Genomic DNA, 14,568 nt, shown 5'->3' on the forward strand with positions numbered 1-14,568 from the left:
TCAGTAGGCGAACGACAGAACGTCGTCGTCTTTGCCGGTGATGGTCGGTCTGTGATTGGACTCGGCGAGTTCGGGCATCGCCGAGGCGACCCCTCCCCTGATGTACTTCGTGAGCAGTTTGAGCTCGACGACCATCAGCCCGCCGTAGACGAGGGTGAGGCTGATCAGCGAGAACAGCAGCATCGCCGGTGTCACCTGGGGCGAGAGCGCGGCCTGGGTGAACATGTACACCCCGTCGAGCTGCGCCGGGTTCGGAGCGACGACGAAGGGCTGACGGCCCATCTCGGTGAAGATCCACCCGGCCGAGTTCGCGATGAACGGCGCGGCGATCGCCAGCAGCGCCCCGCGCATCAGCCAGGTCGAGGTCGGCACCGTCCCCTTGCGGGTGAGCCACAGTCCGACGACGCAGACACCGGCGGCGATGATGCCGAAGCCGATCATGGCGCGGAAGCCCCAGTACGTGACGATCATGATGGGCTGGTAGTTGATCGGTTCGCCCGCATGCTCGCCGTAGCGCGGATCGTCGGGGATCGTCGTGCCGTAGCGCTCCTGGTACTCCGGCAGCAGCGTCGTGATACCGTGGACGGGAGTCTCGAAGTCGCCGTTGGCGAGGAACGAGAGCAGACCCGGGATCTCGAGGACGTTCTGGACCTCGGAGCACTTGTTCGAGGCGGGGTCGCCGATCGTGAGCACAGAGAACTCGGTGCCGTCGTGGCAGGCGCCCTCGGCCGAGGCCATCTTCATCGGCTGCTGCTCGAACATGAGCTTGGCCTGGATGTCGCCGGTGATCGAGACGCCGGCGAAGGCGATGATGCCGGTGATCGCTCCGATCCGCAGAGAGGTGATCCACACCTTGTAGTCGATCTTGTCGCGTCCGGGAACGTCCGCAGCGCTGCCGACGATGACCTTGCCGTCGGCTCCGACGGAGTCGATGCCGTCCTTGCGCCGACGGTAGAGGTGGTACCACGAGATGCCGACGAGGAAGCTGCCGCCGACGGCGAGGGCGCCGAAGAGGGTGTGGGTGTAGGCCGCGATCGCGGTGTTGTTGCCGAGCACCGCCCAGACATCGGTCATCACGGGCTTGCCGTCGACGAGTTCGACGCCGACGGGGTGCTGCATCCACGAGTTCGCGACGATGATGAAGAACGCTGAGATCCACGAGCCGATGACCGCGCACCACAGCGCGGTCAGGTGGAGCCAGCGCGGCAGTCGTCCCCAACCGAAGATCCACATGCCGAGGAACGTCGATTCGAGGAAGAAGGCGAGCAGAGCCTCCATCGCCAGCGGGGCACCGAAGACGTCGCCGACGAAGCGGGAGTATTCGCTCCAGGCCATGCCGAACTGGAATTCCTGGACGAGACCGGTGGCCACGCCCATGATGAAGTTGATGAGGAAGAGCTTGCCGAAGAACTTCGTCGCCCGCAGGTAGACCTCGTTGCCCGTGCGGTGGTAGATGGTCTGGAGGATCGCGACGAGCATGCCGAGCCCGAGGGTGAGCGGAACCATCCAGAAGTGGTAGACCGTGGTGATGCCGAACTGCCAACGGCCGATGAGCACCGGATCCAGTTCCATGGGCTTCTCCAATCCTGTCGTCGAGGGAATCTTTCTACAACACGTAGAATTCTACGCCCGGTAGAAGTCGGTTGGACAACGTCTCACAGTGCGACTCATCACGTCCCAGAAACCGCATCGGCGTCGCGGCAGATTCCGCGGCACCAGGTCGAACCCACCGCGCACAGAGGCCGGCCTCACATGGAATTCGACATTGCGTAGAGGTAGAATGAGCGGACAAGGCGAATGGACTTCTCGAAGGACAAGGGAATCGTGGGAACACTGGGCGAACTCGAACGCAGCGTCATGGACGCCATCTGGGTCCACGACGACGGACTCAGCGCAGCCGAGCTGCGCGACGCCCTCGCTGATCGGGATCTCGCTCTGACGACGATCCACACCGTTCTCACCCGGCTGGAGAAGAAGGGTTTCGTCACCCGCGACCGCAGCGTCCGCCCGCACCGCTACATCGCGGTGTCGACGCGTGAGGACCACGTCGCCGAACTCATGACCGAGGTGCTCTCCCAGGCCCCGGATCGCCAGGCTGTCCTCGCCCGCTTCCTCGGCACCGTGACCGAGGCCGACGAGAACACCCTGCGCAACCTGCTCGGACGCAACCACTCCTCGCGTTCCTGACGGCCGGCCGAGTTCCACCATGATCCTCGTGGGATGCCTTCTGGCGATTCTCGCATTCCTGCTGGCGTGGCCCGTGCCTGCGCTGCTGCGGCGATTCCGCAGCGATCCGATCTCCGAGGTCATCCTCTGGCAGGCGGTCGGCCTCTCCGGCGGCCTCTCCCTCATCGGAGCGGCACTCGCCTTCGCCGTCGACCCTGCGTCCACCAGTCTGCCCCACGGCCTCTGGGATCTCGTGCGCGGCGAATCCCACGCGAAGCTCTCGATCTTCGCGTGGACGTTCCTCATCATCGCGCTCGTGCTGATCGGGCGCCTCCTCGGCTGCCTGGCGCTGACGTTCTACTCAGCGCGGAGGACTCGACTGCGTCATGCCGAGATATTACACCTGCTCAGCGAACCATCCCAGAACTATCCCGACACGCGCATCATCTCCTCCGACGAGGCCGTGGCGTACTGCCTTCCGCAGGGCCCGCGCAAGGGCACAGCCGTGCTCTCAACAGGGCTCCTTGAGGTCCTCAGCGAAGACGAGCGATCCGCGGTCATCGCCCACGAAAAGGCGCACCTCGATTTTCGTCACGATATCCTTGTCATTCCCTTCGCCGCCTGGCACCGGGCGCTGCCGTTCTTCTCGGCCACCGCGATCGGACTGAATTCGGTCAACCGGCTCATCGAGTTCATGGCCGACGACCAGGCCCGTGAGCGCATCGATCCGGCCGTGCTCGCCCGAGCCGTGTCGGCGGCGGCCCGCATCAGTCCCGAGCATCGGGAAGAGCTGAGCGCCGAGCGCATCGAGCGGCTCTGCCAACCCCGGCACCCGGCCCGGGCGATGGTGCGGCTGGTCTCGTGTCTGGCCGCCGCCGGTCTGCTGCTCATCCCGACGGTGCTCCTCTTCGTTCCCGTCCCCGCCCTCACCTGAGATCCGGGTCGGCTCCCCCGACGACGAGCCGACCGCGCCAGCCGCTCAGCTGTCGATGCGTTCGGCGTCGAGGATCGCGGCGCCGGAGACGATGAACTCCTTGCGGGGGCCCACCGACGAGCCCATGAGGAGCTCGAAGGTCCGCTCCGCCGCCTCGGCGTCGGCCATCGTCACCCGCCGCAGGGTGCGGTCGGCGGGGTCCATGGTCGTCTCCGCGAGCTGGTCGGCGTCCATCTCTCCGAGGCCCTTGTACCGCTGGATCGGCTCCTTGTACGTCTTCTTCGACTTGTCGAGCTTCTTGAGCAGCGCGTGGAGTTCGGCCTCGGAATACGTGTAGACGATCTCGTTGGGGATGCCGCGCTTCGTGACGATCTCCACCCGGTGCAGCGGCGGAACGGCGGCGAAGACCCGACCCTCCTCGACGAGCGGCTTCATGTACCGGAAGAAGAGCGTGAGCAGCAGCGTCCTGATGTGGGCGCCGTCGACGTCGGCATCGGTCATGATGATGACCCGACCGTACCGAGCCGATTCGAGGTCGAAGCTGCGGCCCGAGCCGGCCCCGATGACCTGGATGAGTGCGGCGCACTCGACGTTGGCGAGCATATCGGACAGCGACGCCTTCTGAACGTTGAGGATCTTGCCGCGGATCGGGAAGAGCGCCTGGTAGTCGGAGTTGCGGGCGGCCTTCGCCGTGCCCATCGCCGAGTCGCCCTCGACGATGAAGAGCTCGGTGGTCTCGACTCCGCTGTCGCGGCAGTCGTAGAGCTTCGCCGGCAGCGATGAGGCCTCGAGCGCGGTCTTACGGCGCTGGTTCTCCTTGTGGGTGCGCGCGGAGATCCGCGACTTGAGCTCGGCGACGACCTTCTCCATGAGGACAGCGGCCTGCTGCTTCTCCGCACGCTTCGTCGAGGAGAGTACGGCTCCGAGCTGGGCTTCGACGGTCTTCGCGACGATCTGGCGGACCGCGGCGGTGCCGAGGACCTCCTTCGTCTGCCCCTCGAACTGGGGTTCGGCGAGCTGGACGGTGACGACGGCGGTGAGCCCGGCGAGGACGTCGTCCTTCTCCAGCCTGTCCTTGCCGAGCTTGAGCTTGCGGGCGTTGGCCTCGACCGCTTTGCGCATCGCCTTGAGCGTGGCCTGTTCGAAGCCGGCGAGGTGGGTGCCGCCGTGCGGAGTGGCGACGACGTTGACGAAGCTCTTGATCTTCGTGTCGTAGCCGGTTCCCCAGCGCAGCGCCACGTCGACGCCGACCTCACGTTCGACCTCCTTCGACACGAGGTGGCCGGAGGAGTCGAGGACCGGCACGGTCTCCTTGAACGATCCCGTCGACTGCATCCGCCACGTGTCGGTGATCGGGGGGTCGATCGAGAGGTGGTCGACGAATTCGGTGATCCCGCCGTCGAAGCGGAAGTCCTCGACGCGTTCGGCGATGACCTCACCGGTCTCGTCACGGGCGACACCCCGGCGGTCGACGATCGTGAGCTCGAGGCCGGGGACGAGGAACGCCGTCTGGCGGGCGCGTTCGACGAGGTGCTGGTAGTCGAACTGGGCGCTGCCGAGGAAGATCTGCGGATCGGCCCAGTAGTGGACCTTCGTGCCGGTGACCCCGCGCTTGGCCTTGCCGACGATCTCGAGGCCGGTCGCCTCGTGGAACTCCTCGAAGGGGCTGTCCGGGCTCGGGGCGCCCCCCGAGTCGTCGAAACGACCGGGGACGCCTCGGCGGAACGACATCTTGTGGACCTTCGACCCGCGGGTGACCTCGACGTCGAGACGCGAGGACAGGGCGTTGACGACGGAGGCGCCGACACCGTGGAGACCGCCCGAGGCGGCGTAGGAGGAGCCGCCGAACTTGCCGCCGGCGTGGAGTTTGGTCATGACGACCTCGACCCCGGTCAGCCCCGTCTTCGGTTCGATGTCGACGGGAATGCCGCGACCGTGGTCGGTCACCGCGACGGAGCCGTCGGGTTCGAGCTCGATGAGGATGGACGAACCGAACCCGCCGAGGGCTTCGTCGACGGCGTTGTCGATGATCTCCCACAAGCAGTGCATGAGCCCGCGGGAGTCGGTCGTTCCGATGTACATGCCCGGTCGCTTCCGCACGGCCTCGAGGCCGGACAGCACGGACAGATGGCGGGCGCCGTAGCTTTCCTCTTCCACACTCTTCCTCTCGTTCGATTGAATTCTAATCGTCCGACTCCCGGGCGGCGGGCTGCGGGGGCACCGTGTCGGCTCCGAATGCTGGGACAATGGACTCATGACAACTCTGCGCCGCACCTCGCACCCGCCCCGCGGCACGCTCGCCTGGGCGAGCACCCTCGTCGCGGCGGCGATGCTCACCGGCTGCGCGCAGGGACCCTCTCCCGCCGCCGACCCGCCCTCGGTCGCTCCGGAGCCGTTGGCCACATCCGCCTCGGCGGCGGAGACTCCTGCGGCCGACGAGCTGACGGGGCGGACCATCGCGCTCGACCCCGGGCACAACGGCGGCAATGCCGCGAACCCCGATGAGATCGCGCGGCGGGTCCCCGACGGTCGCGGCGGGACGAAGGCGTGCAACACGACGGGCACCGCCACCGACGACGGATACGCGGAATCCGCTTTCGCGTGGGCAGTGGCCCAGCTGCTCGCCGACGACCTCGAGGCCAAGGGAGCGAGAGTGATCATGAGCCGCGAGAACGATGACGGGGTCGGTCCGTGCGTCGACGAGCGCGGCACCTTCGCCGACGATGCCGACGTACTCGTGAGCATCCACGCCAACGGCAGCGAGTCGACGAGGACGAAGGGCTACCACGTCATCGTCGCCGACCCCGGGACGAGTCCCGAACTCGAGGAGCAGTCGAGCGCGCTCGCGTTGTCCGTGAGCACGGCGATGGCCGAGTCGTTCACCCCGAATCAGGCCTACGGAGAGGATGCGATCAGTCCGCGCCCCGACCTCGCCGGGCTCAACAACGCCTCGGTGCCCGCGGTCATCGTCGAATGCGGGGAGATGCGCAACCCCGACGAGGCCGAGGTGATGGAATCCGAGGACGGGCGGCGGCGCTACGCCGAGGCGATCGCTGCGGGCATCGTCGACTGGCTCTGAGTCCCCCGTCCGCCGCGCAGGGACCCCTGGAGACGCGACGACGTCGGGCACGGCACCAGAAAGTGCCGTGCCCGACGTCGTCGCAGCTGTGACCGCGATCAGTCCAGGTAGTCGCGCAGGACCTGCGAGCGCGACGGATGGCGCAGCTTCGCCATCGTCTTCGATTCGATCTGGCGGATCCGCTCACGGGTGACCCCGTAGACCTTGCCGATCTCGTCGAGGGTCTTCGGCTGCCCGTCGTTGAGGCCGAAGCGCATCGAGACGACGCCGGCCTCACGCTCGGAGAGCGTGTCGAGGACCGAGTGGAGCTGCTCCTGGAGCAGGGTGAAGCTCACGGAGTCCGAGGGCACGACGGCCTCTGAGTCCTCGATGAGGTCACCGAACTCGGAGTCGCCGTCCTCGCCGAGGGGCGTGTGCAGGGAGATCGGCTCGCGGCCGTACTTCTGCACTTCGACGACGCGCTCGGGCGTCATGTCGAGCTCCTTCGCGAGCTCTTCGGGGCTCGGTTCGCGGCCGAGGTCCTGGAGCATCTGGCGCTGGACGCGGGCGAGCTTGTTGATGACCTCGACCATGTGGACCGGAATGCGGATCGTGCGCGCCTGGTCGGCCATGGCGCGGGTGATCGCCTGCCGGATCCACCACGTCGCGTACGTCGAGAACTTGAAGCCCTTCGTGTAGTCGAACTTCTCCACGGCGCGGATGAGACCGAGGTTGCCCTCCTGGATGAGGTCGAGGAAGAGCATGCCGCGGCCCGTGTAGCGCTTGGCGAGGGAGACGACGAGACGGAGGTTCGCTTCGAGGAGGTGGTTCTTCGCGATCCGCCCGTCGTGGATGATCCACTTGTAGTCCATCGTCAGGCGCGGGTCGCTCACCTCGCCCTCCTCGAGGAGGTGCTCGGCGTACATTCCGGCCTCGATGCGCTTGGCGAGGTCGACCTCCTCAGCGGCGTTGAGCAGCGCGACCTTGCCGATCTGCTTGAGGTAGTCCTTGACCGGGTCGGCGGTCGCACCGGCGGAGACGACCTGCTGGGCAGGGGCGTCGTCCTCGTCGGCGTCGGAGACGATGAAGCCGCCGGCCTCGGTGACCGCGGCGTTCTTCTCCTTCTCCTCGGAGTTCTTCGTCTCCGTCGACTCGGAGGGGCTGAGCTCGGTGGCGAGCGCATCCGCGGTCGGCTCGACCTCGTCGGTCGACTCGAGGTCCGCGTCGGACTTCTTCTTCGTGGTCGTCTCTTCGCTCGGCTCAGTGGACTTCTTCGCGGCCGTCGTCTTCTTCGCCGTTGCGGTCTTCTTCGCGGCGGTCTTCTTCGCCGGTGCCTTCTTCGTCGCCTCGGTCGTCGCCGAATCGGTGTCGCCGGCGGGGGCCTTCTCCGCCGCCTTCTTGGCCGTGGTCCTCTTCGCCGTCGTCGACTTCGCGGTCGTCTTCTTCTCGGCCGTCGACTTCTTCGCCGCCGTCGTCTTCGCTCGCGTGGTCGTCGACGTCTTCGTCGCCTTCTTCCCCTTCGCCGCTGTGGTCGTGGAGCCGCCCGTGGACGCCGTCGCGGACGTGGCCTCGGACTCCTCAGTCACCGTTTTCCTGTCGACTGTCGGCACGTGTACACCTTTCGCGAGCGTTCATACTTCCCGATTGCACCAGGACACTACTAAGACCCTTGTCAAGAGGGCGCAGAGTTCGTGCCCGCGGGGACGATCGCAGAACTGTCCCACTATGCAATGACAGGGTCAACGCACAATCCTCGCACGTTATTCCGTGTCCTGTCCATTCCGCGGCCGGTTCCTGCCGGCGCGGCGTCCCGCCGCGTCAGAGGTCGCGTGCTCCCCGCGGTTCGGGCATGAGCCACTGCGGGAGGAACCCCTGACCGATCGCCGAGACGAGGAGTTCGGCCAGCGAATGGTGCGGGTCGTGGTCGAGCGCGGCGAACGCGTACTGCTCGGCCAGGGTCGATCCGCCGAGCGACCAGTGGAACCACGCGATCACTCCGTAGGCGGTCGCGAGCGTCTCGGGACCGGACCAGTGGACGTACGCCTCGCACAGGTCGATGGCGAGCAGGATGTCGCGGGGCTGCGGGGCGCGCGCGGACAGGCCGATCATCTGCTCGGCGGCCAGCCGCGAGGCCCCGGCGCGGCGGGCCGCGCGGGCGAGCTCGGCCGGGGCGAGGCGGCACATCCGCTTGGGGAGGAAGTCGGGGTGGTCGAAGCTGAGGATCATCTCGAGGGCGTCGCGCGACCACTTCGCCGCGAGCAGGCGGTCGAAGGCGCAGACCACGTCGGGGGTCATGAGCGCCTCGAGTCGCTCCCGGTCGAAGGCCTCGGTCCCCGCCCGCATCTCGAGCAGGGTCGGATAGATCTCGCCGAGGCGGCCGAAGCTCTCCTCGACGCTCGGGCGGGGATCGGCGGCGCCGCTGCGGTACTCGGCAGCCGCCTCGGCGTCCACCGGTCGGACGACGAGGTCCGCGGGCCCGGCGGCCGGGGCGGATCCGGTCGAGACGAGCTCGGTCGCGCACGCCGAGGACTGGGCGAGGGCGATGTCGGTGCCGGGATCCTCGCCGTCGTCGATGCGACCGAAGCGTCCGCCGCTCACCCACCACGCGCTCAGGGTCGCGATGCCCGCATCGCCGAGCGCCGTCGCCATCTCATCGGTCGCGGCGCGCACGAGTCCGCGGTGCAGTCCCGCATAGTCCTCATCGAACCAGTCCTCGTCGGCATCGTCGTCGCAGACGCTGTCCCCGCCGGCACCGTCTCCGAACCCGACACGATCGCCGACCCCGTCCCCGTGCCCACGGGTCGGCCCGAAGCGCTCGGGGACGGCACCGGCGGGGATGTAGTCGTCGTCGTAGAGGATGAGGAAGACCCCGCTCGGCGCACACGCCCGGCACACGAGATCGCGCAACCACTCACCTCCCTCCGCGAGCGTCATCGCAGCCGTCTCGAGGTCGAAGTCGACGCGCATCGTCGTCCCGCACGACTGCACGCCGTCGCCGTCGGTGACGACGAGGATGGCGACGAGGCTGCTCGCCGGGGTGTATCCAAGGGTGTGCGGCACGATCCCGATGAGATCCTCGGCCGTCTTCGCTGGCGTGTCCATGCCCACAGTCGACTCCCCCGTCCCGGCCGTGCGCCAGAGCCGCGGTCCCGGCTGTGGACGGAGCCTGGCCGTGCACAGGCCGAGCGCACACGAGTCGGCGTCGCCGTCCACACGCGCCCGGGCGGCGAATTGCCCTCGGCGGCGAATTGGCATAGAAGTGAGGGGTGGCGAAGAGACGGATATTCACAGCCCCGAGCACACAGGTCGTTCCGATCGCAACCGGGGAGGCCCGGCTGGAGAAGGTCGACGGAGAACCCGACAGCTACGTCCTCCACGTCAACGGCGTGCCGTCGTCGTCGATCACGCTCAGCGATCCCGCCAGGCTCGACTTCGAATACCTCGACTGGATGTCACGGATCATCGAGGCCGCCCTTCCCGACGGCTCGCTGCGGGCGATCCACCTCGGTGCCGCAGGCTGCGCGCTGGCCCGCGCGCTCGATGCCCGCCGACCCGGCTCACGACAGACGGCGATCGACATCGACCCCGTGCTCATCGAGCATGTCCGGACCTGGTTCGCCCTTCCCCGCTCCCCCGCCCTGGCGCTGCGCGCCGGGGACGCCGCCGAGGAGATCGCGGCCTTCCGCGACGACACCGCCGACGTCATCGTCCGTGACGCGTTCTCCCACGACTCCGTTCCCGAGAGCCTGCAGACCCCGGGGTTCTATGCCGAATGCGCTCGCGTCCTGCGCCCCGCAGGCCTCTTCCTCGCCAATGTTCCCGATTCCGGCGACCATCGGGTGCTGCGGGCCGAGCTCGAAGCCGCCGGCTCGGCGTTCTCCCATGTCGCCGCCGCCTCCGAGTCCGGGGTCCTCAAAGGCAGGCGCCGCGGCAACGTCGTCGTCGCCGCGGCACAGGAGCCGTTGCCGGATTCGGCGCTCGACCGTTCGCTGCGCACGGCGGCGACGATGGCGCGGTGGCTGAGCGCAGAGGAGCTGCGCGCCCGATTCGGCAGGTGAGCACCTCAGTGACGGCGAACACACCGTCCAGGTGACGGCCCGACTACTCCCGTCGCCCAAAGTTCGGCATAATTGAATGCCGATTGGAAGGTGAGATGAGCGAGACTTCAGAAATCCGCGTCGAACAGAGCAAGCTCGACGAACTCTACGCACGACTCGACGAGCTGCGCGATGAGACCACCGCCCGTCTGGGGACCGTCCGGATCTCCGAGGTCGGGGGAAATCACCAGCACCGCAGCGAACGCGACGCCTTCGCCACCCTGTACGAGGACCAGCTCATCCGCCTCAACAGCGCTGAGGACGGACTGTGCTTCGGTCGCCTCGACTTCAGGGACTCGGACGAACCGAGCTACATCGGGCGCATCGGACTCACCGACGCCGACCGCAAGCAGATCCTCATCGACTGGCGCGCTCCCGCATCCGAGCCCTTCTACCAGTCGACCGCGGCGAACCCGGAAGGCGTCGTGCGCCGCCGCCACCTCGTGACGAAGAACCGCCGGGTCACCGATGTCGAGGACGACGTCCTCGACATCGACGCGCTCGACGACTCCCAGCGCTCGGCGCTCCAGGGTGAGGGCGCCCTCATCGCCGCACTCACCACGCATCGGACGGGCCGGATGGGCGACATCGTCGCGACCATCCAGGCCGAGCAGGATGCGATCATCCGCCAGCCCCTCCAGGGCGTCCTCGTCGTCCAGGGAGGACCGGGCACCGGCAAGACCGCCGTCGCCCTCCACCGCGCCGCGTACCTCCTCTATCGGCACCGCGAGCGGATCGCGAAGTCCGGCGTCCTCCTCGTCGGCCCCTCTCCGGTGTTCCTCAAGTACATCGAGAAGGTCCTGCCCAGCCTCGGCGAGACCGGTGCGCTGCTGCTCACCCCCGGACAGCTCTACCCGGGTCTCGACACCGAGATCTCCGACGATCCCGTCGTCGCCGAGATCAAGGGACGCTCCGCGATGGCGAGAGTGCTCGCCCACCACATCGCCAACTACGAGCGGGTGCCCGAGCACGACGAACGGCTCCGGGTGGGAGCCCACACGGTGCTCCTGCGCCGCAAGGACGTGCGCTCGGCCAGGGAGCGCGCCCGCCGCAGCGGGGACCCCCACAACGCAGCGCGCACCGGCTTCGTCTCGGGCCTGCTCAAGACCCTCGCCGAGGACCTCGCCGTGCAGATGGGACTCGACGGCGCGGGCGAGCGGCTGCCGGAGCTCCTCGACGAGCTGCGCTCCGCCGTCGACGTCCGCCGCGCGCTCAATCTCGCGTGGTTCCCCATCAGCCCCGGCGATGCCCTCCGCGCGCTGCTGACCAAACCCCACAAACTCGAGGCTGCTGCGGCAGGCGTGCTCACCCCGGACGAGCAGGCAGAGCTCATCCGCCCGGTCGACGCGCCGCTGACGATCGAGGACGCTCCCCTCCTCGACGAGCTCGCGGAGCTGCTCGGCTCGACCCCGCAGCAGACCGCGGCCCGGGACGAATCCGCCCGGGAGTACGCCGAGGCCGTCGTCGACATGACCGAGACCTCGTCGATCGTCAGCGCCGAGACCCTCGCCGCGCGGTGGGCCGAGGAGGGACCGGCGACGACGCTCGCCGAACGCGCGATCGAGGACCGGGAATGGACGTACGGCCACCTCGTCGTCGACGAGGCCCAGGAGCTCTCGCCGATGCAGTGGCGGGTCCTCTTCCGCCGCGTGCCCTCGAAGTCGGCGACCCTCGTCGGCGACCTCGCGCAGGCCTCGCACAGCGACAGCTCCCGGACCTGGGGATCGATCCTCTCCGAGTTCGTCGGCGACCGCTTCGCCCTCGAGGTCCTCACCGTCTCCTACCGCACCCCGCAGGCGGTGATGGATCTCGCCAACTCCTACCTCCACCGCCACTTCCCGCAGCTCGAGCTCGTCGAGTCCGTGCGTCAGGGCGGGCACCCGCCGAGGCTGGTGTCCTATCCCGACACCGCGGCCGTCATCGCGGGCCTCCCCGAGGCGACCGCGGAGGAGGTCGATGCCGTCGCGGGTGGGAAGATCGCCGTCATCGCCCCCGAGGTCCTTCTCGATTCCGTCGCCGAGGTGCTCGCGGGCTTCGACGTCGGGCGCTCGGCGGCCGGGCTCGACCATCAGATCGCGGTGATCACCCCGCAGCAGGCCAAGGGCCTCGAGTTCGATTCGGTGCTCATCGTCGAGCCGGGGCTCATCGCGCCCGTGGGCGGCGACGAGGGTGTCGGCGCGCTCTACGTCGCGCTCACCCGCACGACGGACCGCCTCGGCGTGCTCGCCGCCGCACCGACGGAGCTCGCCGAACTCGGTCTCGACTGACACGAAGTCCCCACGCGACGACCATGGTCGTTGCGTGGGGACTTCTTCTGCTCTCACCAGCACGAACGGCCGGAATCGCCGCTCACTGCCCGGGAACGTAGAAGGCCGCTTGACGGTTCGGCTTCCCCTCCGAACCGCAAGCGGCCACGCACCATAGGCGCGCACTGACAATGGTACACAACTATGGACGTGATCGCGGAATCCCGGGCGAGATTTTCCGAAGAATCTTCAGTCCTCGAAGTCCTCGGGCACCGCTTGACGTGAATCGCCGGAGCGCAGGGCCGCATCGGCGCGCAGCGAATCGATCGCCGCTTCGAAGTCCTCGAGCGAATCGAAGCCCTGATAGACGCTCGCGAAGCGCAGGTAGGCGACCTGGTCGAGTTCGCGCAGCGGTTCGAGGATGCTCAGCCCGACCTCGTCCGCGTCGATCTCCGCGATCCCCTTCGAGCGGATGTCCTCCTCGACCTTCTGGGCGAGCTTCGCAAGGTCGTCGTCGCCGACCGGGCGGCCCTGGCAGGCCTTGCGGACGCCGGACATGATCTTCTGGCGGGAGAACTCCTCGGTCACGCCGGAGCGCTTGATCACCGACAGGCTCGTCGCCTCCATCGTCGTGAAGCGGCGTCCGCAATGGCGGCACTGCCTCCGACGGCGGATCGCCGCCCCGTCCTCGCTCGTCCGCGAATCGACCACCCGGGAATCGGACTCCCGGCAGAATGGACAGCGCATATCACTCCTCGAAGCGGATGGCCACGGCACGTCCGTGGGCCGGAAGGTTCTCGGTCCGCGCGAGCGCCACGACATGGTCCCTGACCTCGCCGAGCGCCGGACGCGAATAGTCGATGACCTGGCTGACCTTGAGGAACGAATGGACGCCGAGACCCGAACCGTGGGCGGCGGTGCCCATGGTCGGGAGCACGTGGTTCGATCCTGCACAGTAGTCGCCGAGCGAGACCGGAGCGTACGGGCCGACGAAGACCGCTCCCCCGTTGACGATCCGTGCGGCCACGGCGCGGTCGTCGGCGGTGTGGATCTCGACGTGCTCACCGGCGTAGGCGTTGACGACGGTGATCGCGTCGTCGAGGTCGTCGACGAGGACGAGGGCGGACTGGCTGCCGGCCAGGGCCGTGCGGATCCGTTCGGCATGGGCGGCCTCCGGGACCTGCCGCTCGAGCTCGGCCTCCACCGCCTCGAGCAGGGGCTGCGAGTCGGTGACGAGCACGGAAGCGGCGAGTTCGTCGTGCTCGGCCTGGCTGATGAGGTCGGCTGCGACGAAGGCCGGATCGGCCGTGGCATCGGCGAGGACGATGATCTCGGTCGGCCCGGCCACGGCGTCGATGCCCACGTGCGAGCGCACAAGTGACTTCGCCGCGGCGACGTAGGCGTTGCCGGGGCCGGTGATGAGGTCGACCGGTTCGAGCACCTCGGCGTCGTCGAAGCCGTAGGCCAGCGCCCCGATCGCCTGCGCTCCGCCCATCGCCCACACCTCGTCGACGCCGAGCATGTGGGCGGTGGCGAGGACCACCGGGTGCGGGAGGCCGTCGGCCTGGGGAGGGCTGGCGATCGCCAGCGACTGGGCACCTGCGGCCTGCGCGGGGACGACGTTCATGACGACCGTCGACGGGTAGACGGCGAGTCCGCCGGGGACATAGAGGCCGACGCGTTCGATGGGCAGGCTGCGGGTGGTCACCTCGGCTCCGGGACCGAGTTCGGTCCGGACGTCGGTGGGCACCTGGTCGGCAGCGACGCGGCGGGTGCGCTCGATCGTCTCCTCAAGCGCGGCCCTGACCTCGGGGTCGAGGTCGGCCGCCGCCTGCGCGAGCGCCTCGGCGGGCACCCGCAGCGTCTCCGGACGGACTCCGTCGAAGCGTTCGGTGAGGTCGGCGACGACACTCGAGCCGCCGACTGCGACGGAGTCGAGGAGCTCGGCGACCCGCCGTTCGACGTCGGCATGGGTCTCCGCCGCCCGAGGCAGTCGCTGCCGGAGGAATCGTCGGCTCAGGGTCTCACCGCGGAAGTCGAGAATGTTCACCAGACCATTCTAGTCCC

Annotated in this window: 11 protein-coding genes; 5 read left to right on the forward strand and 6 right to left on the reverse strand. The window is 68.3% G+C overall.

The features are described 5' to 3' along the window. Positions 1-1,572: a cytochrome ubiquinol oxidase subunit I gene (locus tag AC0VYB_RS11240; RefSeq protein ID WP_095376559.1), complete on the reverse strand. Its 1,572-nt coding sequence runs from the start codon at positions 1,570-1,572 to the stop codon at positions 1-3. A 252-nt stretch (positions 1,573-1,824) separates the two neighbouring features. Between AC0VYB_RS11240 and AC0VYB_RS11245 the strand changes: the two genes are divergently transcribed. Next, the gene (locus tag AC0VYB_RS11245) at positions 1,825-2,187 is read left to right on the forward strand and encodes a BlaI/MecI/CopY family transcriptional regulator (protein WP_040341501.1); all 363 of its coding nucleotides are present in this window, start codon (positions 1,825-1,827) and stop codon (positions 2,185-2,187) included. A gap of 19 nt (positions 2,188-2,206) precedes the next feature. After that, on the forward strand, positions 2,207-3,100 hold the full coding sequence (locus AC0VYB_RS11250; protein WP_009376978.1) for a M56 family metallopeptidase: 894 nt from the start codon (positions 2,207-2,209) through the stop codon (positions 3,098-3,100). Between the two features lie 45 nt (positions 3,101-3,145). Here the strand turns inward: AC0VYB_RS11250 and AC0VYB_RS11255 are convergent, their stop codons facing one another. Continuing rightward, entirely contained in the window at positions 3,146-5,257 is a 2,112-nt protein-coding gene (locus AC0VYB_RS11255) for a DNA gyrase/topoisomerase IV subunit B (RefSeq protein ID WP_475384701.1), read from the reverse strand. Between the two features lie 97 nt (positions 5,258-5,354). Here AC0VYB_RS11255 and AC0VYB_RS11260 point away from each other — a divergent pair, with 97 nt between their 5' ends. Then, positions 5,355-6,179 (forward strand): N-acetylmuramoyl-L-alanine amidase family protein, encoded by an 825-nt coding sequence (locus tag AC0VYB_RS11260; RefSeq protein ID WP_167560845.1) that lies wholly within the window; start codon positions 5,355-5,357, stop codon positions 6,177-6,179. A gap of 98 nt (positions 6,180-6,277) precedes the next feature. Here the strand turns inward: AC0VYB_RS11260 and AC0VYB_RS11265 are convergent, their stop codons facing one another. Next, positions 6,278-7,768: an RNA polymerase sigma factor gene (locus tag AC0VYB_RS11265; RefSeq protein WP_395948340.1), complete on the reverse strand. Its 1,491-nt coding sequence runs from the start codon at positions 7,766-7,768 to the stop codon at positions 6,278-6,280. Positions 7,769-7,976: 208 nt separating this feature from the next. Beyond that, entirely contained in the window at positions 7,977-9,260 is a 1,284-nt protein-coding gene (locus tag AC0VYB_RS11270) for a DUF4192 family protein (RefSeq protein WP_167560842.1), read from the reverse strand. Between the two features lie 164 nt (positions 9,261-9,424). Here AC0VYB_RS11270 and AC0VYB_RS11275 point away from each other — a divergent pair, with 164 nt between their 5' ends. Then, positions 9,425-10,216 (forward strand): spermidine synthase, encoded by a 792-nt coding sequence (locus AC0VYB_RS11275; RefSeq protein ID WP_095376561.1) that lies wholly within the window; start codon positions 9,425-9,427, stop codon positions 10,214-10,216. Positions 10,217-10,311: 95 nt separating this feature from the next. Continuing rightward, positions 10,312-12,522 (forward strand): HelD family protein, encoded by a 2,211-nt coding sequence (locus AC0VYB_RS11280; RefSeq protein ID WP_095376589.1) that lies wholly within the window; start codon positions 10,312-10,314, stop codon positions 12,520-12,522. A 228-nt stretch (positions 12,523-12,750) separates the two neighbouring features. Here the strand turns inward: AC0VYB_RS11280 and nrdR are convergent, their stop codons facing one another. Further along, a complete protein-coding gene (gene nrdR, locus AC0VYB_RS11285; RefSeq protein ID WP_063250176.1) occupies positions 12,751-13,248 on the reverse strand; it encodes a transcriptional regulator NrdR in 498 nt (165 codons plus the stop codon). 1 nt (position 13,249) lies between these two features. Then, positions 13,250-14,554, reverse strand: a complete 1,305-nt coding sequence (hisD, locus tag AC0VYB_RS11290) for a histidinol dehydrogenase (RefSeq protein WP_100227506.1) — start codon at positions 14,552-14,554, stop codon at positions 13,250-13,252. Positions 14,555-14,568 lie beyond the last annotated feature (14 nt).

Source organism: Brevibacterium sp. Z349TD_9, assembly GCF_056173565.1.

Excerpts from the sequence above, each read along its gene's own strand:
- AC0VYB_RS11240 (WP_095376559.1), bottom strand. The coding sequence starts at position 1,572 with ATGGAACTGGATCCGGTGCTCATCGGCCGTTGGCAGTTCGGCATCACC.
- AC0VYB_RS11250 (WP_009376978.1), top strand. The coding sequence starts at position 2,207 with ATGATCCTCGTGGGATGCCTTCTGGCGATTCTCGCATTCCTGCTGGCG.
- AC0VYB_RS11260 (WP_167560845.1), top strand. The coding sequence starts at position 5,355 with ATGACAACTCTGCGCCGCACCTCGCACCCGCCCCGCGGCACGCTCGCC.
- AC0VYB_RS11270 (WP_167560842.1), bottom strand. The coding sequence starts at position 9,260 with ATGGACACGCCAGCGAAGACGGCCGAGGATCTCATCGGGATCGTGCCG.
- AC0VYB_RS11280 (WP_095376589.1), top strand. The coding sequence starts at position 10,312 with ATGAGCGAGACTTCAGAAATCCGCGTCGAACAGAGCAAGCTCGACGAA.
- nrdR (WP_063250176.1), bottom strand. The coding sequence starts at position 13,248 with ATGCGCTGTCCATTCTGCCGGGAGTCCGATTCCCGGGTGGTCGATTCG.